This is a genomic window from Pantoea sp. OXWO6B1 (assembly GCF_001641135.1).
In the GTDB taxonomy this organism is placed as follows: Bacteria; Pseudomonadota; Gammaproteobacteria; order Enterobacterales; family Enterobacteriaceae; genus Pantoea; species Pantoea allii.
In genome coordinates this window covers 3950713-3974284 of the sequence record NZ_LWLR01000001.1, presented here as the reverse complement: position 1 = coordinate 3974284, position 23572 = coordinate 3950713, and the positions used below count along the sequence as shown (strand labels likewise).

Genomic DNA, 23572 nt, shown 5'->3' with positions numbered 1-23572 from the left:
ACGCCCTGTAACCAAATTGTTCACATCATATTCACTTAAATCTATTGTCTGTAATTTACACAACACGTAGAGTGACGGAATTGCGCCTTAAGTTGTAGGGTTTTTACATACCCAGGGTATAGCAAAGGCTATACTTTATAGCACTATCTATTACAGCGATTACCAAAACCAAATTTCACTTGCGCCTGCGTCGCCTTAAGCTGCACAGGTAAAACAAAGACAGGGTAGCCACTATGTTTGAAAGCCGTGCCGCCGAGCGCGCCGCTCGCGGAGCCAGAAAAGTCAAACTCGCCCTGTTGGGGCCTGCTTTTATCGCCGCTATCGGCTATATCGATCCGGGCAACTTTGCGACCAATATTCAGGCCGGTGCCGCTTACGGTTATCAACTGCTGTGGGTGGTGGTATGGGCCAACATCATGGCCATGCTTATTCAGTTAATGTCAGCGAAGCTAGGCATCGCAACGGGTAAAAACCTGGCTGAACATATCCGCGATCGTTTTCCCCGTCCGGCGGTATGGTTCTATTGGGTGCAGGCAGAAATCATTGCCATGGCGACCGATCTGGCAGAGTTCATCGGTGCAGCCCTGGGATTCAAACTGCTATTGGGGATATCTCTGATGCAGGGCGCCGTGCTGACCGGCGTGGCCACCGTGCTAATTTTGATGCTGCAAAATCGTGGGCAAAAACCGCTGGAGCTGGTGATTGGCGGGCTACTGCTGTTTGTGGCGGCGGCTTACATTGTGGAGCTGTTTTTCTCACAGCCAAAAGTGAGTGAACTGGTTAAAGGCATGGCACTGCCGTCACTGCCCAATACCGACGCGGTCTTTCTTGCCGCCGGCGTACTGGGAGCCACCATTATGCCGCACGTGATTTATCTGCATTCCGCCTTAACCCAGGGGAAAAGCGATGACAGTCAGGCTCAGCGCTATTCCTCGACCAAACTGGATGTCGCCATTGCCATGACCATTGCGGGGTTTGTCAACCTGGCGATGATGGCCACGGCCGCTGCCGCCTTCCATTTTAGCGGCCATAGTGGGATTGCCGAACTCGATCAGGCTTACACCACGCTACAGCCTCTGCTGGGGCACGCTGCCGCAACGGTATTTGGCCTAAGCCTGGTCGCGGCGGGGCTGTCTTCAACCGTGGTCGGCACCCTGGCCGGTCAGGTGGTTATGCAAGGGTTTATTAAATTCTATATTCCACTGTGGGTACGACGTGCAGTGACCATGGTGCCCTCGTTTCTCGTGATCTGGGCGGGCTGGGACCCGACGCGCGTGTTAGTCATGAGTCAGGTGCTGCTCAGCTTCGGTATCGCACTGGCACTCATTCCGCTGCTGGCGTTTACCGGCAACCGCGAGCTGATGGGCGATGCGTTGGTCAATTCACGGCTGATGCAAAATACGGGGCGCGTCATCGTGGTGCTGGTGGTGAGTCTTAACGCTTATCTGTTAATCGGTCAGGCAATGGGAATGTAACGCGTCTGCCTGATAAACGGTCAGGCAGGCGTCTGTTTTCGGTGTGAATGATATTGTCTTGAGGTTTATCCGCATCGGTTTATATTTTCTTCTGTCTTGATGATTCAGGAGCAGAATGATGCGGAAGCCGGATTATCCTTCAGAAGACCACGCAAAATGGGCCGCGGTCGACGACTATTTTTCTCAGTTACTCCTCCCTACCGATCGCCTTGCTCAAGCCGCGCTGGTTGCCAACAGTCAGGCGGGGCTGCCAGCCCACGACGTTTCTGCCCTGCAAGGCAACATGCTTGCACTGTTTATCAAAATGCTAAACGCAGCACGCGTACTGGAAATCGGCACGCTTGGGGGTTACAGCACCATCCTGATGGCGCAGGCGCTGGGCGAAGAAGGGAAAATCACCACCCTTGAAGCCGACGCCCATCATGCGCAGGTTGCCAGTGATAACATCCGCAATGCCGGGTTGTCTGGACGCGTCGATCTGCGCATCGGTGTGGCGCTGGATGTACTGCCTCACCTGCAGGGACCCTTTGATCTCATCTTTATCGACGCGGATAAGAAAAATAATCCCGCTTACCTGAATTGGGCATTAGCCCTGGCTCGTCCTGGCAGCGTGATTATCGCCGACAACGTTGTGCGCGGCGGGGCGGTAACCGATGCCGATTCCGCAGACATCAACGTGCAGGGGGTACGTGCGTTTTTCGAGCTGCTTTCCAGCGATGCCCGTCTGGAGGCCACAGCCATTCAAACCGTAGGTGAAAAGGGCTGGGATGGGTTTGTTATGGCAAGAGTGAAACACCTCTAACTCTAGCGCTATCGCCTCAGGTGATCTGCCGACGCGTGGGCCGACAGAGGCGCTTTAGCGATAGCGTTCCGGATAACGGTGGTGCGCGCGGCGTTCGTGGTGCCAGTGGCGTCGTTCATGCTCCCAACGACGTTGCCGGTCGCGCGCGCGCCACTGGCGTTCACGTTCCCACTGCTGATGACGTCGCCACGCTTCGTGTCGCCACCAGCGACGCTCTTTATACGCATAGCGATCGTTAAACCAGCGCGGCTCGCGCCAGCGGTTGCCGTCCCAGTAATAGCCGCGGCGGTCGCGATCGCCCAGATGAAGCGATACGCCCGGCGCAAGATTAATTGATGACCCTGAGGCCTGAGCGGTGTGCATTGCCAGCGGCGTTAACATGGCTACAAAGGCAGCCAGTAAAATTCCACGTATTATGATTTTCTCCTGACGGCAGCGTGTCTCCGCTGCTGGTTCGCTATTCTGTCGATATTGCGTCTGAGAAACCTGTGGAAACCGTCTGAAAAACCGCGAGAAATCAGGGTTTAAGAGTATTCCGGGATGGCCGCCCGGCGAAGCAGGCGGCGCATGTTACAGCAGGGCAGACTCAATGGCGGCAAGCTCGTCATCCGTGAGAGGAGCCTGATTCAGCATCTGCACTGCATCGTCGATTTGTGCCGTTTTACTGGCCCCAATCAGCACTGATGTAATGCGTGGATCACGTAACACCCAGGTTAACGCCATCTGCGCCAGCTTCTGGCCGCGCTGTTGAGCAATGGCGTTTAGCTTGCGGACTTTTTCCATTTTTTCATCAGTAAGCTGATTTTCGTTGAGGAACTTGCTGCCGCTGGCAACGCGTGAATCCTGTGGAATACCCTGTAGATAGCGATCGGTCAGGACACCGCCTGCCAGGGGTGAGAACGCGATACAACCTGCACCATGTTCATACAGTGTCTGAAGTAATCCCTGCTCTGGCGTGCGTTCAAATAACGAATAGCGAGGCTGATGGATCAGGCAAGGCGTACCCAGATCGCGCAGAATCGCCATCGCTTCAGCCGCCCGTTGCGCGGGATAGTTTGAAATCGCGGCATACAGCGCCTTTCCCTGACGTACGACATGATCCAGCGCGCGCATGGTTTCTTCCAGCGGCGTCTCCGGATCGGGACGGTGGTGATAAAAGATATCAACGTATTCCAGTCCCGTACGGCGCAGACTCTGATCCAGGCTGGCCACCAGATATTTGCGTGAACCCCAGTCACCATACGGGCCTTCCCACATGGTGTAACCGGCTTTCGTCGAAATAAGCAATTCGTCGCGGTGTGCCTGAAAATCTTCACGCATGATACGACCAAAGTTCGTTTCAGCTGAGCCAGGAGGCGGGCCGTAGTTATTCGCCAGATCGAAATGCGTGATACCGCAGTCGAAAGCGTGGCGCAATAGCTGGCGGCTGACATCCAACTGTGTGCTGTCACCAAAGTTATGCCACAGGCCCAGTGAAATCGCAGGAAGTTTCAGGCCACTGCGCCCACTGCGACGCCACTGCATATGCTGATATCGGTCCGGATGAGGGAAAGCTGTCATATAAGGGTCCTGAGTGAAAACGAATAAATGTGCCAAAACCGGAGGAGTGTATACGCTTACACTCAGTATTAATCCGCGTGAAGTCGCATATTCACGGAATAATACACGGTCGTAACGCGGGCTTGCCATGCAATAGATTGGCTAAATCTGCAGCCGTTCTCGCCAAATTTACGCCATGTCAGATACTTATCAGAACAATCCCCTAAAAGGAACGCGCTATGTCCGATTTTACGGTTGGTGACTATCTGTTGGCTCGCTTGCAGGAGTGCAGTGTCAGGCATTTATTTGGTGTGCCGGGCGACTACAATCTGCAGTTTCTCGACCGTGTTATTGCCCATCCGGACATTAGCTGGGTGGGATGTGCTAACGAACTGAATGCAGCCTATGCAGCCGATGGCTATGCGCGTTGCTCCGGCGTAGCGGCGTTGCTGACTACGTTTGGCGTGGGTGAACTCAGCGCGATTAACGGTCTGGCGGGCAGCTTTGCCGAGTATGTGCCCGTTATCCACATTGTGGGCGCGCCTTCGAGTCAGGCGATGCAGCAGGGGGATTGTGTGCATCACACGCTGGGAGACGGCGACTTTGGTCACTTCATCCGGATGGCGCAGGAGGTGAGCGCTGCCACGGCACAGCTTACGGCCGACAATGCCACGGCTGAAATTGACCGGGTCATCCTGGCCGCGCTTCAGCAGCACCGTCCTGGCTATTTAATGCTGCCGGTGGATGTTGCCCAGCGGCAAACCTCAGCGCCTGAGCAGCCGCTAATGCGCCCTACCGCTTCACCTCATGAGGTGCGCATCGCGTTTCAGCAGGCGGCAGAGCGGTTGCTGGCACCTGCGAAGCGTGTATCGCTGCTCGCCGATTTTCTGGCGCAGCGCTGGCAGCAGCAGCCGGCACTGGCAGCCTTGCGGGCGGGACGCGCCTTTCCCTGTGCCACCTTGTTGATGGGCAAAGGTGTGCTGGATGAACAGCAACCGGGTTTTGTCGGCACCTATGCGGGAGAAGGCAGTGAAGGTGACGTGCGCCAGCAAATTGAAAACGCGGACGTGACGATTTGCGCTGGCGTACGCTTTACCGACACGATTACGGCCGGTTTTACCCAGCAATTCAGCCCGGCACGGCTTATTGATATCCAGCCGCACAGCGCCAGCGTGGCGGGGCAAACGTTCGCACCCCTGACGATGGCGGATGCGCTAAGCGCGTTACTGCCGGTGTTTGAACGTCATGGTGCCGACTGGCAGGCCGCCTGTCCGCCGTCGGCCCCAGAGCCGGTTCCGGATGCAGCTATCATCAGTCAGTCTGCTTTTTGGCAGGCGATGCAGGCGTTCCTGCAGCCGGGTGATATTATTCTGGCCGATCAGGGGACGGCGGCTTTTGGTGCCGCGTCGCTGCGGTTGCCCGTCGGTGCGCAGCTTTTGGTACAGCCGCTCTGGGGCTCTATCGGCTATACTTTACCCGCCGCGTTCGGTGCGCAAACTGCCCAGCCTGCTCAGCGCGTTATCCTGATTATTGGCGACGGTTCGGCCCAGTTGACCATTCAGGAGTTAGGTTCCATGCTGCGGGATCAACAGCATCCCATTATTTTTCTCCTCAATAATGAAGGCTATACTGTAGAGCGGGCGATTCATGGTGCCGCTCAACGTTATAATGATATCGCGCAATGGAACTGGACAGCGCTGCCGCAGGCAATGAGTTTGCAATGCCAGGCGCAGAGCTGGCGCATCAGTGAAACCGTGCAGTTGCAGGCACTGATGACGCTACTTAAACAACAGCACAGGCTGTCGTTTATTGAAGTGGTGATGCAAAAAGATGACCTGCCGCCGTTACTGCGTAAAGTCTCAGCCTGCCTGAGCCAGCGCAACGGCGGTTGAGATTCGGAAAGTTGCCTCTGTGCACGCCAGACTAACGCGGTTAGGCTGTTGCACACACGAGTCAGACGCTCACCCATAGCTTCGGTGAGCGTTGTTGTTTTATCGGCAGGATTTTATAGTGTCCTCCAACTCTTTAAGACCCCCAAGCGGAGCACCAGAAGAATGACAACTTATGCCTTGGTCGGCGATGTCGGCGGCACCAACGCCCGCCTCGCTTTGTGTGAGGTGGAAAGCGGCAGCATCTCCCAGGCCAAAACATTCGCAACATCAGACTACGACAGCCTCGAAGCCGTCATCCGCCACTATCTTGATGAACAAAAGCAGGATATCAAAGACGGTTGTATCGCCATTGCCTGCCCGATTACCGATGACTGGGTTGAAATGACCAACCATGACTGGGCTTTTTCCACCAAAAAGCTCAAAGAGAACATCGGTTTTGAACACCTGGAAATTATTAACGACTTCACCGCGGTGTCCATGGCCATTCCCATGCTGGGCGCAGAACATGTGATCCAGTTTGGTGGCAAAGAGCCGGTTAAAGACAAGCCAGTGGCCATTTACGGCGCGGGAACTGGACTGGGCGTCAGTCATCTGGTGCATGTTGATAAGCGCTGGGTCAGCCTGCCTGGTGAGGGCGGTCACGTTGACTTTGCGGCCAACAGCGAAGAAGAAGATCAAATCCTGGAAGTGTTGCGGGAAGAATTGGGCCATGTGTCAGCCGAGCGCGTGCTGTCAGGCGCGGGTCTGGTCAATCTCTATCGGGCGATTGTGAAAGTGGATCAACGCGTTCCCGAGAATCTGAAGCCGAAAGAGGTGAGTGAGCGTGCGCTTGCGGACAGCTGCACAGATTGTCGTCGTGCGCTGTCGCTGTTCTGCGTCATCATGGGGCGTTTTGGCGGTAATCTGGCGCTGAACCTCGGCACCTTTGGTGGCGTGTACATCGCAGGCGGCATTGTGCCGCGCTTCCTGGAATTCTTTAAATCCTCGGGTTTCCGTGCGGCATTTGAAGACAAAGGGCGTTTTCGCGATTACGTTGCCGATATTCCGGTCTATATGATCACCCACGATCAGCCAGGCTTGTTAGGTGCAGGTGCTCACCTGCGTCAAACCCTGGGCCGTATTCTCTGATAACCGCCATTGCCCTTCCCCAACGGGAAGGGTTCTCTCCGTCCTGTGGTTTCCCTATAAACGCATGAGCAGCCTGAAGGTTTTTACCTTGCTGCGACTGACGGGCACCTGAAAGTCCTTGTCCCTTAATTTGAGCAGATAGGTATTATTGAACCAGGGTTCAATCTCTCTGATCTTATTCAGATTAACGCAGTACGAGCGGTGACAACGAAAGAATTGCTGCTCGGGCAGGCGTGAGCAAAATTCGCTGATATTCATCGACATGACATAGTCTTCACGGCGGGTATACACGAAAGTTAACTTCTCATGAGCCTCGACGTAGTAAATATCATTCACGTCGGTCACGATGATGCGATCGTCTTTGGTCAGGTTAACCGTAAGGGGGTTTTGCGCGCTCGGTGCCTGGGTAATTGTGTGCTGCTGTTGCCAGCTGGCTTCCAGCTTGTTGAGCATCGTGATAATACGTGACTCATGATAGGGCTTCAGGATGTAGTCAAACGCCTCCAGCTCAAAGGCCTCTACCGCATGTTCTTTCCAGGCGGTAATAAAAACAATCAGAGGTTTATGCACAAACTGATGAATATTCTGCGCCAGTAACATGCCATCCAGCGACGGAATATTAATATCGAGAAATATCACATCAACCCGGTGCTGCTGCAGGTATTTCAGCACGTCGAGTCCGTCATCAAAGCAGGCTTCAATCTCAATGTTGCTGTGCTGCTGAATCATCCAGCTCAGCTCTTGCTGGGCAAGGAACTCATCCTCTACGATGATGGCTTTCATGCAAGATTTCCCACCAGTGGCTGTCCGGTTTTGCTCAGGGTAAAGGCGATTTCTGTCCCGGGTTGATGACGCACGATATGCAGTCCCTGGCCCGACAGCAATTTAACCCGGTGATGCACGTTTAACAGGCCGATTTTATTGCCCGGCATTTCGTTGCGTGCAACTCTGTCAATGACCTCATCGCTGATGCCTTGCCCGGTGTCCCGCACCGCAATGCGCACCCGGTCGCCCAAATCGCGCACGCTCAATGTCACCACACCTTTGCCTTTACAGGGCTGAATGCCGTGCACAATGGCGTTTTCGACTAAGGGCTGAATAAGCAGGCTGGGCAGAGAAAAATGCAAATCCTCATCCACGTCGTAAATCATCGTGAGCTTATCGCCAAAGCGGGCCTGCTCAATGGCGATGTAATCCTTTACCTGCCACAGCTCTTTTTTGATATCGATAAGCTCATCGTCGTTCAGTTCGAGGTTGTAGCGCAGATAACGCGATAAATTGATGACTAACTGACGCGCCGTATCTGGATTGAGTCGGATAGAAGACGAAATCGCATTGAGCGCATTAAACAGGAAATGCGGATTTATTTTGCTCTGGAGCGCGCGGAGTTCCGCTTTATTGGCCATTTCACGCAGCTGCTCGGTGCGGGAGACTTCAAGCTGGGTCGAGATAATCTGCGACAGGCCAACGGCCATCTCTTTCAGCGAGCCGGTAATACGGTGCGCGCGACGATAGTAGATTTTTAAGGTGCCGGTGACGTTGCCTTTTTCCCGTAACGGAATCACTATCATGGAGTGAATGTCTTTTGTTCTGTGGGCTTCATCATTGTTTTTAATGATGATTTTACCGCTGTGGATAGCCTGAGCCGTGGTGGGGCTGATACCGTCATCGCCGTGCTGATAGTTTTGCTCGCCGTAACCGACATAGGCCAAAATTTTCTGCTTGTTGGTCATGGCGACGGCATCTGCTTTGATTTCTCGCCGGATAATGTCGCAAATGTTCCGAAGTGAATCGCTGTTTACCTGCCGGAACAGCGGCAGCGTCTGGTTAGCAATATCCAGCGCCAGCTTGGCCTGACGTGCCGCGCTGGCCTCTTTTTCACCCTCAACGCTCTGCACCAGTAACACGATTAAGCCAATGCTTGATGCGCCGAGGATCATCGGCAGGGCGATTTCGGACACAATCGCCAGCCCCAGGGCGACAGGCTTCGCCCATAACAGAATGAGCAGCATCGTCAGGCTTTCACAGAACATCCCGCCCAGAATGCCTACCAGCCAGCGTCGCTCGCGCTGCACCCGACGATTGATCCCGCCCGCAACCACCCCGGCAATGATGCTGGTAATCAGGCAGGGCACGGACGTCACGCCGTGAATATCAATCAAAAAACGATGCAGGCCCGCAATCACGCCCGTCACGATCCCCACCCAGGGGCCAAAAAGAATACCGCCCGCCATCACGGCGATAACCCGCACGTTAAGCAATGAACCTTCGACGTTAACACCTGACCAGGTACTGAATAAGGCAAACAGGGAAAAAATGGCAATGACAGCGCTTTTTTCCAGCGAGGTGTGCTCATCTTTTTGTAATAACTGACGAAAAGGCCGGGTTCGCGTCAGAAAAAACAGGCAAATCAGCATGAGCGCCGCGCGATCAAAGACGGCCAGGAGCATGTTAAAGTGTGAGGTCACAGGCGACTCTTCAGCTATGTTAAAGAACGCTATGATAAAAAATGTAATGATAATGCGCCAGCGCGCCCAACGGTCAGCATGACTGTTCATGTTTTAGATCAATTTCTCTAAAACAGCGAAAAGGGGAAATGTTGACCACGATAAAGGGGAACGCTTATTTCCCTCTTTTCGATTCGGGGCGGGGTACTGAAGCCTGACAGGATGATCAGCGCAGTCGCTTTCCTTTGAGACCTGTCTGCCGGGAGCAGAGTATGCATCTGACCACTTCACGTTTGACGTTAACGACATTACGCCCGGAAGACTGGCAACTGTTCCGGGCGGTGCACGAAGATCGCGACACGATGAACTGGGTGAGTGAAATTCCTGACGAAGAGGATATCCGTGAACGGTTCAGCCAGCGTTTGGCACCCTGGCAGGTAGGCAGCTTTCACATGCTGTGCCTGGTCGCCAGGCTGCGCGACAGCGGAGAAGCCATTGGCTTATTTGGCTGTACGCCTGAATGGCAGCCCGCTCGCCAGGCCGAAATCGGTTACATGCTGCTGCACCGCTACTGTGGCCAGGGCTTCGGCAGTGAAGCCCTGGGGGCGTTGTGTCAGTGTTTGTTCGACGCCGATTTCCTCAAGCTCAAGGCGCTGGTGGTGGAGGGCAACTGGGCATCACGGCGGATTCTGGAAAAAAATGGCTTCACGCTACAGCGCACGCTGCAAAATAATTATCTGTTAAATGACCGCTGGGTGAATGACTGGCTGCTTGAACGGCTCAATCCACAAATATAAAAAATTTTCTGCTCCTCTCGACAAAGTTGTTATCTGCAAGTTATGTTCTTGTAGAGGTCACCGCAGTGACCAGCGTCGCTCGGACGGTCCGGGCGCTAACGTTTCCCAGAGGACACCATGGCTGATAACAGCACAACCCGTCGTTTCACACGTATTGAACGCCTGCCGCCTTACGTTTTTAACATCACCGCTGAACTGAAGATGGCTGCGCGTCGGCGTGGCGAAGATATCATCGACCTTTCAATGGGCAACCCCGACGGGGCAACGCCGCCTCATATCGTAGACAAACTGTGTCAGGTCGCACAACGTGAAGACACGCACGGTTATTCGACCTCACGCGGTATTCCTCGCCTGCGTCGCGCGATTTCTCGTTGGTATGAAGAGCGTTATCAGGTTGATATCGATCCTGAATCTGAAGCTATCGTCACCATCGGGTCCAAAGAGGGGCTGGCTCACCTGATGCTGGCGACGCTTGACCATGGCGACACGGTGCTGGTGCCCAACCCCAGTTACCCTATTCATATCTACGGTGCCGTTATCGCGGGTGCACAGGTGCGATCTGTACCGCTGGTGGAAGGGATCGATTTCTTCAATGAGCTGGAACGCGCTATTCGCGAAAGCTATCCCAAGCCCAAAATGATGGTGCTCGGTTTTCCCTCCAATCCCACATCTCAGTGTGTCGAACTGGACTTTTTCGAGCGCGTAATTGCGCTGGCGAAGCAGTACAACGTCCTGGTGATTCACGATCTGGCCTACGCGGACATTGTTTATGATGGCTGGAAAGCGCCTTCCATCATGCAGGTGCCAGGGGCACGTGATGTCGCGGTAGAATTCTTCACGCTGTCAAAAAGCTACAACATGGCGGGCTGGCGCATTGGCTTTATGGTGGGTAACAAAGAGTTGGTCGCCGCGCTGGCGCGTATCAAGAGCTATCACGATTACGGCACATTTACGCCCTTACAGGTGGCTGCGATTGCGGCGCTGGAAGGCGATCAGCAGTGCGTGCGCGATATTGCTGAGCAATATAAACGGCGGCGTGATGTGCTGGTAAAAGGGCTGCACGAAGCGGGATGGATGGTCGATATCCCGAAAGCGTCGATGTACGTGTGGGCGAAAATTCCTGATCACTATGCCCACCTTGGTTCGCTGGAGTTTGCGAAGCACATGCTGCAGGAGGCGAAAGTCTGCGTCTCGCCAGGCATTGGCTTTGGTGACTACGGTGACACGCATGTCCGCTTTGCGCTGATTGAAAACAGCGATCGTATACGTCAGGCAGTCAGAGGGATTAAAGCGATGTTTCGTGCGGATGGTATATTGCCGGGCAGCGTGAAAAACATGGAAGAACAGATCTAGTCCGCCACTGGGGCGACCGTCTGTCGCCCCCTGCGGAATGCTTGCAGATACTACAGCATCAGCACAAAGGTGCCGACCCAAAGCAGTACGAAGAAAGAAATTCCCATCAAAGCATATTTCACAAGCGAACTCCTCTGAGCGGTTACGATGTTGGCGATCCCGATCCAGCGCAACGCGGACAGATGGGACAAGGTCGCCGTTCAGGTCAACGGTCAACGGTCTCCCGGACGAACTGAATAACTCAGAACAGGATCGGGGCTAATCTACGCGTAATCAGACCGAAAAGAAATAGTTTGGTTCTGAGAGTTTGTTCACATTTTTTACTGAACGTTAATTTCTGGAACCGCAGACATGCCGACGCGTAACTGGGCCAGATTCGGCTGTCCTTCATCCAGCACAATTTTCACCGGTAATCGCTGAACGACCTTAGTGTAGTTGCCGGTAGCGTTATCAGGAGAAATCGCTGAAAACGTCGCGCCCGTGGCGGGCGCAATGCTGTCGACATGACCGGTAAAGACCTGATCGGGCAAAGCGTCGACCTCAATGCGCACGGGTTGTCCCGGACGAACATCCTTCAACTGCGTTTCCAGATAATTTGCCGTGATATAGGTGTGCTGCAACGGCACCACCGCCAGCAGACGCGTGCCTGCTGACACCCAGGCACCCAGGCGCAGGGTACGCTGTCCCACCATGCCGGCCACCGGTGCCACAATGCGGGTATAAGACAGGTTCAGACGCGCCTGATCGACGCTGGCCGTCGCTGCGGCGACATCGGCTTCTGAGGATCTGACCGCCGCCTGTAACACGCCGACCTGCTTAACCGCCGAGGCCAGGGCCGCTTCACTCTGGCGCACCGTGGCGCTCGCGGATCGTTGTGCAGAACTGGCTTTTTGCTGTTCATCTGCGGCCACCGTGCCGCGCTGATAAAGACGGTTATAGCGTTCCGCACTCTGACCGGCATACTGCGCTGTGGCCTGGCTGGCCGCGACGCTGGCCTTCTGCTGCGCAATCACCGATTGCTGCTGCTCCAGCTGTGCCTGACTGCTCAACAGTTTGGCTTCACTGACCTGCAGGTCGGCCTTGGCACTCTCAAGCGCCACCTGATAATCGCGATCGTCCAGTGTGGCTAACAGTTCGCCCGCCGCGACCTGCTGGTTATCCTTCACGTTGATACGGGCGATGTAGCCCGACACTTTCGGGGCGACAATGGTGTAATCGGCATTCACCCAGGCATCATTGGTGCGGTGATCGTTACGGGTCATCACCGCCCAGACCGCCAGCGCCATCGCCAGTAAAACCAGCAGCAGGAGGGAAAGCAGCAGGGTTCTTCTCATTGCTAAAGCACGCATATTCAGTTATCCCGACGTGGAGGTTGCAGGTTGGATCAAGGTTTGAGGAGGCCAGACCCGTTTGGGTACCAGAGCCGTCACCAGCAGCAGCAGTAGCGCAAAACCGATCAGCAGCATCCAGGTATCACTCAGGCCGAGTACCAGTGCCTGATGCTTGACCTGCATGGCAAAGCCGCGCAGATTTTCGACAGAGCTGGCGCTGCCGTCGGGCAGGAGCGGATAGCTGGCGCTGGCCTGGCTGCTGTCTGGCGCCGTCATCAACCAGGGCCTGCTGGCTGCCTGATTAACCAGAATGTTGGAGTGAAACTGCTCACGGTGGCTGACGAACCACGACACCAGCGTGGAGGCGGCAATGCTGGAAAAACCCCGAACCGTATTAAACATCGCTGAGGCAAACGGGCCTTCCGGTGGGGCAACGACGCTGGTGGCACTCATCAATACCGGCAGAATCACCATCGGCTGACCCACGGCCTGTAAACCCTGAATCAGCCAAAAGTTGTCCCGCGACCAGCCCGTCGTGATCTGCATACCCAGCAGGCATGAGGCGATAAGAAAGATCAGGCCCAGCGACAGCATCCAGCGACAGTCGATCCAGCGAATATTCAGCAGGGCGGCGATAAACGGCGCAATAATCAGTTGCGGCAAGCCGATGGTTAAAGCCAGCGGCGCAAACTGTCCAATGCGGAATCCGTCGACCTGAGCAAAATAGGTTGAAGGCAGGGCCGAGCCGGATAACGACACAATGAGCACGCCCGCCAACACCAGTAAACCGTGCATCAAATTACGCCGTCTCAGCATCTGCAACTTAAACAGCGGCAGCGGATGAAACCACTCGTTAATCAAAAACACTATCAGGAGCGGTAACGCCGCGAAAAGCATTGCTGTGATAAGGGGGGAATCAAGCCAGTCCAGACGTTCGCCCTGGCTGAGAACCAGAATGATCAGCGCCATGCCGCTACAGCCGGTGACCATACCAAACAGGTCGATCTGCTGAAAACGTTCAGTACGTAGCGGATCCTGAGGTAATCCCCAGGCCATCAGTAAGATGGCAATCAGCATACCGGGCACGACCTGCCAGAAGACAAACATCCAGCTGACTTCATCTGTCCAGAAGGCAGCCAGAGAAGCCGCCATATTGGGCCCAAAGGTGGCGGTCAGCGCGTAGGCACCCAGGCCGTAGAGCTTAATCGGCGGCGGCAAAAAGCGTAGCGCGACGGTCATCAGCATAGGCGGAAGTGCGCCGCCAAACAGACCCTGCACGACGCGCAACGCCATAAACAGAACAGGATTGGTCATGAGCGGCAGCAGTATGCCGGACAGTAAAAACCCCGCGGACATGATCAGCGAAAAACGGCGTAGGGAAAACGTGACGGCAAACCAGGGCGCAATCATCATGGCGGCGACTTCGGCAGCCTGATAGACAGAGACAATCCAGCTTCCCTGGTCGTAGCCGATGCCAAGGGCGGCACGAATATCGGCCAGGGCGATATCACTGACCCGATCGTTAAGTCCTGAGGTGAGCGCAGCGATCCACACGCCAAGCAAGCCTAATGCCAGGCGCAGAGTAAAGGGATGCAGCGTCGGCGCATTGCCAGGCCGGGTCGTCATAGCAGGTGGTCTCGTTATTATGATTCGATGTATTGCAATGCGATACAGCGCGGCGATATTACATGGCAATATGCTGTATTGCAATGCGGTACATGCTGTAAAAGGTGCGCTTTTCGGGTTACAGTAAGCCAGCTCAAAAAGGACGACGCTATGACTCATCAATCATCCAGCCGCGAGGATGAAAAAACGGGCGGCATTCAGGTTATTGCACGTGCGGCAAAAATTCTTAATGCCTTAGGCGAACATCCCAGTGGCATGAGCCTGGGCGAGATCGCACAGGTGGTTGATCTGCCGCGTTCCACCGTTCAGCGCATCGTTGCGGCCCTGGATAGCGCAGAGCTGGTTCGTAGCAGCGGTGCGGGTGGACTGCGCCTTGGCCCGGCTTTGCTTAAGCTCCTCTCCAGCGTCAACACGGATGTGGTGGATTTAGTCAAACCGCTGATGGAAAAACTCTCTGCGGATACCAATGAAACCGTATCACTGTCCCGCGCCAGCGGTTCACAGCTTGCTGTTGTGCATTACGTGGTGGCATCACGAGAGTTGCGGGTTGTTCCGCGTATCGGGCTGGATCTGCCGCTTTACAGCACCTCAGGGGGCAGAGCGCTGCTGGCGCTGGAAAGTGACGCTGACGTGCAGGCACGGGTGGGCGACGCCTGGCGCGAACTGACCGATAAAACGGTTAAGACGCTGGCCGAGCTCTTACAGATGATTCATGAGGTGCGTAAAACCAGTATTTCCTACGATCGCGGTGAAACGCTTGAAGGTATCTCGACGATGGCCTTTGCGCTGGACACGCTCTTTGGCCGTTTTGCCGTGTCATTACTGGTGCCTACGGCACGTTTTAAGAAACACGAGGCTCGTTATCGTGAGGAAATGTTGCAATGCAAACAGGCGTTGATTCGCGAAATTGGCAAAATTGCCGCTGTTGAAGGATGACTGCTCAATGAAAACAGTGTTGATGGCTATTGATAATTCTCCGGTGGCGAAGAAAGTGGTTTCTTTAACGATTGAACAAGCGCAGGCACACCGTGCGGAAGTCGTCGTTTTATGCTGTATCGATCCCGCTTATTCATCCTGCAGCCAACCTATTGATATTGATGCAGGCGAAGATCCGGCGGATTTTGTGGCGGCTCAGGATGAACAAAATACCGCTGAGATGGTGGTACGGCATGCACTGGCCCCGTTGCTGCAGGCTGGCATTAAGGCGCGTGGCATTATACTGGCCGGTGAAGCCGCTGATACCATCGTCGCCCAGTCGCAACAGCTAAACGCCAATATGATTATTATGGGGCGGCGCCATTTGTCACCCTTTAACCGTTTATTAAAAGGATCTGTGAGTGCCGCTGTTGTTGAACGCGCGCATTGCCCGGTACTGATTGATGTGCGTAAGGATTAACAACGTAGTATGACTTCCCTGCTTTTTATTACGCTGGTGGCCTTTGTGCTACTGGCGCTTATCATTGTGATGTTGGTCAGAACCACCCGGTTGCGGGTGTGGCAGGGCGTCGTGCTGTTTATCCTGCCGCTTATCCTGTCGAATATGTTGTGGTTCAACTGGATTTTGCCTCAGCAGCAACAGGAAAAACGCTATGAGCGGGCGGCGGACTATATGGCGCAAGCGACGGTTTATCGCGTGCTGCGCACCCAGGAACCCGCCCTGTGGCAGTTACTGACGCGCGAACTGTCTCACAAACTGCGTGAAGGCGAGCCGATGATTCAGGCCGTCGGTGAACTAAGAGGCTGGCTCACGGATGTGATTAATCAGCGGCTCATGCGCGGCTCAAGTCGCGCCGTCGTTAATTATATTGGCGTTTCCGTCAACGAAATGCAGGCGCTGAATAAAATTGATCCCGGACTCTGTTTTCAATTCCTTTATCCGCAGGTGAAGGGCGGGGTGAATCTGGCCAAAACGCTGCCAGCCGCACTGAACCAAAAGGATGCAGAAGCCACCGAGTATTTACTGCTCAACAGTTTGACCGAAGAACAGCCGATGGATCGCGACCAGGCTCAGCACGACCTGAAAAATATCGTGGATCGCCTTTACCAAAAATGGGGTGATAAGCTGCAACAGCTCAATATGCCTGCAGACACGGCGGTTGATCGCTCATCTATGTGTGCCATGTCCATCGATCTCTACACGGCGATTCTCGCACTCCCTGACAAGCAAGCCGCCAATCTGCTTCGTAGAATGATTGCGCTTTCGGGCGAGGGATAAGCGAAAAAAAGCCCGCTAAACGCGGGCTGAATTGAGAGAGGCTTTTTTTTAGAGTAATGCCTGGTGTTGTGCTTTGAATGTTTTCCGTTGAATGCAGTTTCGCAGTTTAATGGCACATTATGCCAACTGTTTAACAGTATTGAATCAATTGGTAAAACTTCGTAAATACGCAACAGCTCGCGTACTATTCCTATAGATACCCATTTTGCCGCGCCTTACACTGCGACAAAATGTGAGGTAAAAATGAAAAAAATAGTTATTGGTGCACTGGCACTTATTCTGCTGAGCGGCTGTACTGCCAGCAAACCCGGGGCGTTTGAGCGAGTAGATGAAGATACTCATTCAAACACCGTACAATACCGTTTCGACCCGTCAAAAGTTAATCGCGACGCGATGGAAATTGATGTGGCGAATTACTGCATGAATAAAGGTTTTGATAAGGTAGAAAATTTACCTGTTCAGGACAGCACAATACCAGGCTTAAAGAAAACCTGGTATCAGTGTAATTATGCGGTGAAGAGTTAACCAATAAAACGAGGTGGGATTTAATCCCACCTTCTTTTTTTATATTATGCTGTGTGAAATCTTTGCCCTTCAGTGGTTCTCATTTCTGGCAGACCATTTTCCCTGTCGCTGCCTGTCATCCTTATGTCCTGATAGCATTTTTGGCCCGTTTATAAAATAACCCGCTGCGACCATGGGAAGGACTGTTGTACTTATTTCTTTCATACGCCATCTCCTCTTTTTCGATGTTTTAGATATTACGCCGAAATAGTGGAGCAAACATGTAGCGATTGTAGAGTTACCTGCAGAAGTATTTCTTTATATTTCTTTTTCGGCAATGTCGACAAAGCAATTTTAATCTTCCCATCAGAATGGGATGAATAAGCGCAAGCAGAAGTAAGAACCGTCTTAAAAATACGGTGAAAATAGTTCTCCTGGGTCTGGAAATTGGCGCTACATTATTAGCAGGACAATAAATGGAGGCAAACATGGCTCACAAGGTAAAAAATATTCTGCAACTTCAGGCGGAGTTAGGGGAATGCCCGCTCTGGTCGGTCAAGGAACAGGTATTGTGGTGCGTTGATATTTTGGCTCCAGCTATTCATCGTTTTGATCCCATCAGTGGCGAACTGACGACGTTTCCCCAACAGGAAGAGGTGGGGTGCATTGGATTGCGTGAGCAGGGCGGTATCATCGCCGCCCTGCGCGGTGGCGTGTGGCTGTTGGATGAGCAGGGTAAACCGCAGAAGAAAGTGGCTGATAATCCAGGCATCGCGGAGAAAAGCCGTTTCAATGACGGACGTGTCGATCCCTGGGGGAATTTCTGGTGCGGCAGCTTGTGGGAGCCACAGGATAAAAACGGAGGGTTGCTATGCCGTGTGACGCCCGATTTGAAGCTTGATGTTAAAGCGCGTGACATCAAGATTTCAAACGGCGTAGCCTTCTCACCCGATCGTCAGTGGATGTATCACACGGACACACCGAACGAAGTGCTTTACCGCTATCCGTTGGATGCCCAGGGCGAACCGGGCGAACGTGAGGTTTTCCGACGTTTTGATGCCCGCGGGGGCTTGCCCGATGGTGCAGCCGTAGACAGCGAAGGCTTTTACTGGTCGGCATTATTTGATGGCGGTCGGGTGGTGCGTATCGATCCACAAGATGGCGAAATCGTGGATGAGATCAGTCTGCCGGTTAAGTGGCCAACGATGGTCGCCTTTGGCGGTCGCGATTTGAAAACGCTGTATATCACCAGTTCAAGAGAGAATCTCAGTAAAGAAGATCGGGAGCGCTATCCAGAGTCGGGTGATATTTTTGCGGTTGAACTTGATGTGGCCGGTATGGCGGAACCGCGCTTTCGCGGCTAAAAAAAGGGGCCAGTCTGACCTGGCCCCTCGCGATTACTGACGCTGCAGCAGCGGCTCGCGAACAGACGGGCTCTGCGGCATACGAATCGTCAGTGACAGCAGTAATGACATCACCAATAGCGTCATGATAAGGCTGAACGTTATGGTAAAACCGCCAAACAGTGAGGCGACCAGCGAACCTAAAACGCTGCCAATACCGAATCCCAGATAAATCAGACCATAATTTTTGGTCAAATTATTGAGGCCGAAAAAGTCGCTGACCAGCGAAGGGAAAACGGTAATGGTGCCGCCAAAGCTGAAAGCGATGCAGGCCAGAGACAGGAAAAAGGTGGTTTGATTCATCTGGGTAAACAGTAAAACGCTCATGCCAGCTAACGAAATCAGCTGGGCCAGCGAGATAACCCGGATACGAACCATTTTGTCAGACAGTACGCCCAGCACTAACCGACCACTCAGATTAGCCACGGCAATGACAGTCACCGCGTTAGCCGCCGTCTGGGTGCTGAGATGCACTAAGCCTTCCCCGATATCTTTAGCGACGCCAATCACGTACAGGCCACTCATGCAGGCCGTCAGGAACATCAGCGCCAGCATCCAGTACTGCGGCAGGCGCACTGATTCAGCCAGCGTATAGTTGCGGTTTGCCTGGTTTTGCACGGTCGACGGGCTTTGCAATGGCGCATCGCGCATCATCAGCGCCCCGATGATCATCATCGTCATGGCCAATAATCCCCAGATAATGAAGGTCTGTTCGAGCCCAAACTTAGCCAGTAGCGCGCCACAGATAAATTTGAACCCCAGGCTTCCCAGTCCGTAGGCACCAATCGCGCAGGCGGATATCACCCCTTTACGTTCAGGAAACCATTTAACGCAGTTTGACAGCGTCATCAGGTAGCCTGCGCCATCAGCCAGGCCCAGCAGAATGCCTGCGCTGAGATACAGCATCATCAGGTTATCGGCATGGGAGGTCAGCCATAAGCCCAGCGCCATCATCACGCCCGCGCCGATAGTCACCTTACGGACGCCAAAACGTTCCTGAAGTTTGCCAGCCAGCGAAGACGCCACCGCCAGCCCCAGGCTCAGCAACCCAAATGAAAAGGCCACCTCGCTGACCGATGCCGACAGTTTTTGCGACAGCTGACCGTTAAACAAACTCCAGGTATACACCGACCCCAGCGCAAACTGGGTAATCACCGTACCGATAAGAGTTAACCAGCGTGTACGCTGGCAGACAGCCTGTTGTGGCTTATTCATGATGTTTACTCCCGATGGGAAACTGGAAACTGCGGCCAGAATAAACCTTAGCCTTGCGCGTGCGGGGAGAAAGGGCATGAATGGAATGCAAAATGGAATGAAATGCCGCGAGAGTGGCATGAATGGCAGGAGCGATAAACGTTACCGGTATAGCTATGTGATGACCCCAGGTAAATAGCAGTAAGTGAATGTTACAAACAGTGCTTTTTTCCGGCAGAGTCAGCGTTTTTTTGCCATGCTAAAAGTTCATTCAACAGGAGGAAATATGAAAGACCGGACATATGAATCCGTCACCAGTGAGGATGAGGTTTGCTGCATTATCGGTCAGGCAGTGATTGAATTGAGCGCAGAGCAGCAGCCTGTCACTAAATCTACGCTGGCGCTGAAATTATTGTCAATGGCGGATCGTGACAGTGACGACGAGCGAGTTCTGCTCTACTGGATTGCGCGTAAGGCAATAAATCAACCACAACATCTTGTCAATCAGCAGCAACAATGGGCATGACGCCCGGACAGGAAAGGGTTCCACGCCCGGTACGGTTCAGCCTGTAGCAAGAGCGTGACAGTGGCTCATGCCTAATGTATGAAAACTGACCGTATCATCATGGTAATGCCAGGGATGGCGTCGATATCCTCAACTTTACCTGTCCTCAGTTTTACCTCTAATCTTTAGCTTCTTAACCGGCATTGCTTTTTCGCCCGCGCTTAATCATAACTGCATCACCTCCCTCGCCCCGGTGGCATTAGCATCGATAAATCCTGCTAAATCTCACGCTTACCTCAGATGGGATGCTGGCGATGCGTAACAGTGGGTGACGGTTGAGCGATTGGTTAACCGGCGATTAAGTGCCTGCACGTATCTGAGCGCGTCATACTCAGACATATTCCGCATGCAGACAGTCACCCTGTCTTGTGAGAATAATAAATTCCTGTTTATTCTGCCGGAGAGGTTTATGTATTCAGTCAGTCTGAAGAGCCTTGGCGTGCTGATGCTCGCCGCCGCTTGCACCTCATGCAGCCCTTCATCCTCTGGTCACATTTCTCCGGGTAAATGTGATATCGAGGGCACTTACCATGTTAATCTCCCGCGCTTTGATGAAACGGCCCAGCAGTTAGCCCATGCTTCAGGCTGTTTTATTGAGACAGATCTGTCGCGAACCGGCGCTGTCCACGTCAATCCGGTGCAGGGAACCATGACCCTCCGGGAAGCGGTCAGTGACGCGATAAAAGGCACCTCGCTTAAGATCGTGGCGCAAAAACCGGACTCGATCACTGTCGAATAATAATGGCGAATGAAGGCGGTATGTTCATGCATAAGTTAGCTGTTGTAACCGGGATAATGTTGCTTTTATCGGTATCCGCCTGCTACGCCGGATCGGGTGGTAATGGGGGCGCAGGTGGCAACGGCGGCAGCCAAAATGGACAGCCTGGCGGTGAGGGCCTTGCGGGAAAGAACGGGCAGCGCGGAATGGACGGTTGTCCCGGTGGTACGGCGCGCTCTGCTGATGGTCACTATTATCTGCCGGGCACCCATGAGCGGTGTCATCCGCCATCGACCAGAAAACAGCACCGGCACAAACAGATGGGCGTTGAGAGCGTTTAGGTGAGTCAGCCTGAATGTCGCCCGGGCGGTTGGCATCTCTGCCTGTTTCGCTGGAATACGCATGACGCGCCCTGTGTTGAAGTGTGCGGAGAACCTGTAACCATTACGCTTTCATCCGACGGCCCTGAGTGGGGATTGTAGTGGATTTTCGCCTCAGGGCTGCCCAACGCGCCAGCCGAACAGGTTTATTAACGACGATGACCAGGATAGCCGCCATGAGAATGCTATGTTACGCCATGCTTTATCTGATCGCTTTTAGCACCTTCGCCGCGTCGGCTGCGCCAGACTATCCGGGATGCGATCTCAACACGCAACATGATGTGCAGGGCAATGTGGGCGGTGCCATTACCGATCCCCGTCAGGCGCATATCGCCGTACGTGCCAATATCCTTCAGGCCGATATTGCTACTGCACGCAAAGCCCGTCTTCTGACACAACCACAGGCGGAAAAAATGTGGCGGCAGGTTGAGCAGGTGCGAAAAGACACTAATCAATTTGTTAAGAAGCAGGGATTCTTGAGTGCTGGGGAACGGGCCAGTTATGACAGAGCGCTGGATCGCGTGGCATCCCAACTCTGCCGGTTCTGATCACGCGGAATAAAACGCCTGCCTCTGGTCTGATGGCGGCGGCTCTTCTTTATTCTGGCATTGTTGTGTGAATATTCGCCTTGCCGGCCGGTTTATTCTCAATGCTTCACGCGCACTCGATGATCGCTTCCTGCCAGAACGGGATATTCACCCCGGCAAATTTGTTCTCCCCTGTGAAAAGACAGAAACAGAAGCGAGTGGTTTTATTTGTCGGTGCGGGCTGCTTTTTCAGGTGGAGGCCGGGATAAACGCGCATCAACCCAGACCGATCCCGGCGGAGGTGGATATTGAGAGGTATTACAACGCTGGAAACAGAATGGCCACGATAAATACCCTGTTGGACGGCTTCCACTTTACGTTAGCGGGACAGCGCTTACCGCCCATGGCGACGTGTTTTTAAGCCATGTTAAATCACGCTGAGGTGGCGGTTAAATGCGCTACGATTCCCCCGCATCCGGCTGAGCCACATTATGCAGAACCATGGCGGCGGCACCGAATGCGACGGTATCCGTAGCGGAGATATCCGGCAGGCAGATTTCAGGTTGCACGACATGAGTGCCATTGAACGTATCTAACGCGGAAAAATCGAGCCAGACAGCAAGCCGTTGACGCACGACCTGCGGCAGTGTGCCCCCAAGATAGATAGCCGCTGGCGCAAGGACAGCGTTTAGCATAAAGCCCAGGCGTGCGATTTCCGGGCCTGTGCGTTCAATCCACCCGTCGAGAACCGATACGTTTTCGCTCAGGAAACGGTGCCAGACGGCTTGTGAACGACCATCCGGTATCTGGCAGAGGTGATTTTTGCACCAGGCAGCAAGGTCAGTAAAAGAGGGCCGTGGTCTTTCGAGTGGAAGTAACAGGCCAATTTCGCCCGCATTGCCAAGATGACCGCGATAGCGTTGTTTGCCCAAAATAATGCCGCTGCCGATGCCTTCTGACAGATAGAGATAGACAAAGTCTTGATGATTAGCCGCATTACCGAGCGCCATCTCGCCCATTGCTGCAGCATTGGCATCATTTTCGATCAGCACAGGACAGCCCAAAGCCTGACGGATGGACTCATACAGCCCGGGTTCATCCCAGGAAGTCACTTCGGGAGCCAGATGGAGAGGCGCAACACCGCGTTGAAACCGTGTCGGCATGGCGATGCCTGCACCAATCAGTAAATGATGCGGTATGTGATTTCTCTCCAGCAGCGTTTTGTGACCCTCCTGCATCGCTGACCGAGCCTCGGCAAAGGTTTCATAGAGGCCGATCAGTTCAATTTCATCGACCAACTTGCCTTTGAAATCAAGCAGCATCAGCGTGATAGAAAAGCGGCTGGCATGAATCCCTATGGCATAACCGATTGCGGAATTAAGCGTAAGATCGATGTGCGGTGCGCCCCGGCCAGACGGACGACGAGCCCCTTCGACGACGATACCTCGCTTGATGAGATCGCGGGTCATCATGCTCACCGCCGCCGCTGTCACGCCACAACAATCGGCGATTTCAGCACGCGATGCAGAGTCGTTGCGACGAAGATAACGTAACACGGCAGACTGCGTTGTACCGATTCCTTCCCAATGCTTCGATGAAGTCAATTCATCTTCTCCCGGTCATTTGCACATGGTCATGAACTTGTCATTTAAATAAATTAACTTACTTAAATAATA

General features: G+C 53.7%; 25 protein-coding genes. 16 read left to right on the top strand and 9 right to left on the bottom strand.

Features of this window, described 5'->3' with window-relative positions; translation table 11 throughout:
* The first annotated feature begins 233 nt into the window (after positions 1-233).
* Positions 234-1475 carry an Nramp family divalent metal transporter gene (locus A6A26_RS20510; RefSeq protein ID WP_063880450.1) on the top strand — a complete coding sequence of 414 codons (1242 nt, stop codon included), beginning with the start codon at positions 234-236 and terminating at the stop codon, positions 1473-1475.
* Between the two features lie 118 nt (positions 1476-1593).
* The gene (locus tag A6A26_RS20505) at positions 1594-2277 is read left to right on the top strand and encodes an O-methyltransferase (RefSeq protein ID WP_063880449.1); all 684 of its coding nucleotides are present in this window, start codon (positions 1594-1596) and stop codon (positions 2275-2277) included.
* A gap of 54 nt (positions 2278-2331) precedes the next feature.
* On the opposite strand, the gene A6A26_RS20500 is transcribed toward A6A26_RS20505, so the two are convergent.
* The gene (locus A6A26_RS20500) at positions 2332-2694 is read right to left on the bottom strand and encodes a DUF2502 domain-containing protein (protein WP_063880448.1); all 363 of its coding nucleotides are present in this window, start codon (positions 2692-2694) and stop codon (positions 2332-2334) included.
* Between the two features lie 153 nt (positions 2695-2847).
* Entirely contained in the window at positions 2848-3837 is a 990-nt protein-coding gene (gene mgrA, locus A6A26_RS20495; protein WP_063880447.1) for an L-glyceraldehyde 3-phosphate reductase, read from the bottom strand.
* 218 nt (positions 3838-4055) lie between these two features.
* On the opposite strand from mgrA, the gene A6A26_RS20490 reads away from it, so the two are divergent.
* Together A6A26_RS20490 and glk are read left to right on the top strand one after the other, a co-directional pair.
* On the top strand, positions 4056-5708 hold the full coding sequence (locus A6A26_RS20490; RefSeq protein ID WP_063880446.1) for a thiamine pyrophosphate-binding protein: 1653 nt from the start codon (positions 4056-4058) through the stop codon (positions 5706-5708).
* A gap of 162 nt (positions 5709-5870) precedes the next feature.
* Complete coding sequence (glk, locus tag A6A26_RS20485) at positions 5871-6836, top strand: glucokinase (protein ID WP_063880445.1); 966 nt, start codon at positions 5871-5873, stop codon at positions 6834-6836.
* 54 nt (positions 6837-6890) lie between these two features.
* Here the strand turns inward: glk and A6A26_RS20480 are convergent, their stop codons facing one another.
* Both A6A26_RS20480 and A6A26_RS20475 read right to left on the bottom strand, forming a co-directional pair.
* Positions 6891-7619 (bottom strand): LytR/AlgR family response regulator transcription factor, encoded by a 729-nt coding sequence (locus A6A26_RS20480; RefSeq protein ID WP_063880444.1) that lies wholly within the window; start codon positions 7617-7619, stop codon positions 6891-6893.
* On the bottom strand, positions 7616-9286 hold the full coding sequence (locus A6A26_RS20475) for a sensor histidine kinase (RefSeq protein ID WP_063881224.1): 1671 nt from the start codon (positions 9284-9286) through the stop codon (positions 7616-7618). Before A6A26_RS20475 ends, A6A26_RS20480 begins: the two co-directional genes overlap by 4 nt.
* Before the next feature lie 269 nt (positions 9287-9555).
* Between A6A26_RS20475 and A6A26_RS20470 the strand changes: the two genes are divergently transcribed.
* Together A6A26_RS20470 and alaC are read left to right on the top strand one after the other, a co-directional pair.
* Positions 9556-10080, top strand: a complete 525-nt coding sequence (locus tag A6A26_RS20470) for a GNAT family N-acetyltransferase (RefSeq protein WP_063880443.1) — start codon at positions 9556-9558, stop codon at positions 10078-10080.
* A 117-nt stretch (positions 10081-10197) separates the two neighbouring features.
* On the top strand, positions 10198-11433 hold the full coding sequence (gene alaC, locus A6A26_RS20465) for an alanine transaminase (RefSeq protein WP_063880442.1): 1236 nt from the start codon (positions 10198-10200) through the stop codon (positions 11431-11433).
* A 50-nt stretch (positions 11434-11483) separates the two neighbouring features.
* On the opposite strand, the gene ypdK is transcribed toward alaC, so the two are convergent.
* The 3 genes from ypdK to A6A26_RS20455 all read right to left on the bottom strand — a co-directional run bounded on the left by ypdK (position 11484) and on the right by A6A26_RS20455 (position 14390).
* A complete protein-coding gene (ypdK, locus tag A6A26_RS25620) occupies positions 11484-11555 on the bottom strand; it encodes a membrane protein YpdK (protein ID WP_006120362.1) in 72 nt (23 codons plus the stop codon).
* Between the two features lie 198 nt (positions 11556-11753).
* Positions 11754-12782 carry an HlyD family secretion protein gene (locus A6A26_RS20460; RefSeq protein ID WP_063880441.1) on the bottom strand — a complete coding sequence of 343 codons (1029 nt, stop codon included), beginning with the start codon at positions 12780-12782 and terminating at the stop codon, positions 11754-11756.
* A gap of 6 nt (positions 12783-12788) precedes the next feature.
* Positions 12789-14390, bottom strand: coding sequence for an MFS transporter (locus tag A6A26_RS20455; RefSeq protein ID WP_063880440.1), 1602 nt, complete (start codon positions 14388-14390; stop codon positions 12789-12791).
* Between the two features lie 150 nt (positions 14391-14540).
* Between A6A26_RS20455 and A6A26_RS20450 the strand changes: the two genes are divergently transcribed.
* From A6A26_RS20450 to A6A26_RS20430, 5 genes are all read left to right on the top strand, one after another.
* Positions 14541-15326: an IclR family transcriptional regulator gene (locus A6A26_RS20450; protein WP_063880439.1), complete on the top strand. Its 786-nt coding sequence runs from the start codon at positions 14541-14543 to the stop codon at positions 15324-15326.
* 7 nt (positions 15327-15333) lie between these two features.
* A complete protein-coding gene (locus tag A6A26_RS20445; RefSeq protein ID WP_063880438.1) occupies positions 15334-15786 on the top strand; it encodes a universal stress protein in 453 nt (150 codons plus the stop codon).
* A gap of 9 nt (positions 15787-15795) precedes the next feature.
* Entirely contained in the window at positions 15796-16605 is an 810-nt protein-coding gene (locus tag A6A26_RS20440; protein WP_063880437.1) for a hypothetical protein, read from the top strand.
* 243 nt (positions 16606-16848) lie between these two features.
* Positions 16849-17130, top strand: a complete 282-nt coding sequence (locus tag A6A26_RS20435; protein WP_063880436.1) for a lipoprotein — start codon at positions 16849-16851, stop codon at positions 17128-17130.
* A gap of 467 nt (positions 17131-17597) precedes the next feature.
* Complete coding sequence (locus A6A26_RS20430) at positions 17598-18473, top strand: SMP-30/gluconolactonase/LRE family protein (protein WP_063881223.1); 876 nt, start codon at positions 17598-17600, stop codon at positions 18471-18473.
* 33 nt (positions 18474-18506) lie between these two features.
* Here A6A26_RS20430 and A6A26_RS20425 read toward each other — a convergent pair whose 3' ends face one another.
* The gene (locus A6A26_RS20425) at positions 18507-19727 is read right to left on the bottom strand and encodes an L-lactate MFS transporter (protein WP_063880435.1); all 1221 of its coding nucleotides are present in this window, start codon (positions 19725-19727) and stop codon (positions 18507-18509) included.
* A gap of 265 nt (positions 19728-19992) precedes the next feature.
* On the opposite strand from A6A26_RS20425, the gene A6A26_RS20415 reads away from it, so the two are divergent.
* From A6A26_RS20415 to A6A26_RS20395, 5 genes are all read left to right on the top strand, one after another.
* Entirely contained in the window at positions 19993-20232 is a 240-nt protein-coding gene (locus A6A26_RS20415) for a hypothetical protein (protein WP_063880433.1), read from the top strand.
* Between the two features lie 448 nt (positions 20233-20680).
* Positions 20681-21010 (top strand): hypothetical protein, encoded by a 330-nt coding sequence (locus tag A6A26_RS20410; protein WP_063880432.1) that lies wholly within the window; start codon positions 20681-20683, stop codon positions 21008-21010.
* 26 nt (positions 21011-21036) lie between these two features.
* Positions 21037-21330: a hypothetical protein gene (locus tag A6A26_RS20405; RefSeq protein ID WP_156506687.1), complete on the top strand. Its 294-nt coding sequence runs from the start codon at positions 21037-21039 to the stop codon at positions 21328-21330.
* Positions 21331-21545: 215 nt separating this feature from the next.
* Positions 21546-21917, top strand: coding sequence for a hypothetical protein (locus A6A26_RS20400; protein ID WP_096012892.1), 372 nt, complete (start codon positions 21546-21548; stop codon positions 21915-21917).
* Between the two features lie 67 nt (positions 21918-21984).
* Positions 21985-22317 carry a hypothetical protein gene (locus A6A26_RS20395; RefSeq protein ID WP_063880429.1) on the top strand — a complete coding sequence of 111 codons (333 nt, stop codon included), beginning with the start codon at positions 21985-21987 and terminating at the stop codon, positions 22315-22317.
* Positions 22318-22354: 37 nt separating this feature from the next.
* Here A6A26_RS20395 and A6A26_RS20390 read toward each other — a convergent pair whose 3' ends face one another.
* On the bottom strand, positions 22355-23500 hold the full coding sequence (locus tag A6A26_RS20390; RefSeq protein WP_063880428.1) for an ROK family transcriptional regulator: 1146 nt from the start codon (positions 23498-23500) through the stop codon (positions 22355-22357).
* Positions 23501-23572 lie beyond the last annotated feature (72 nt).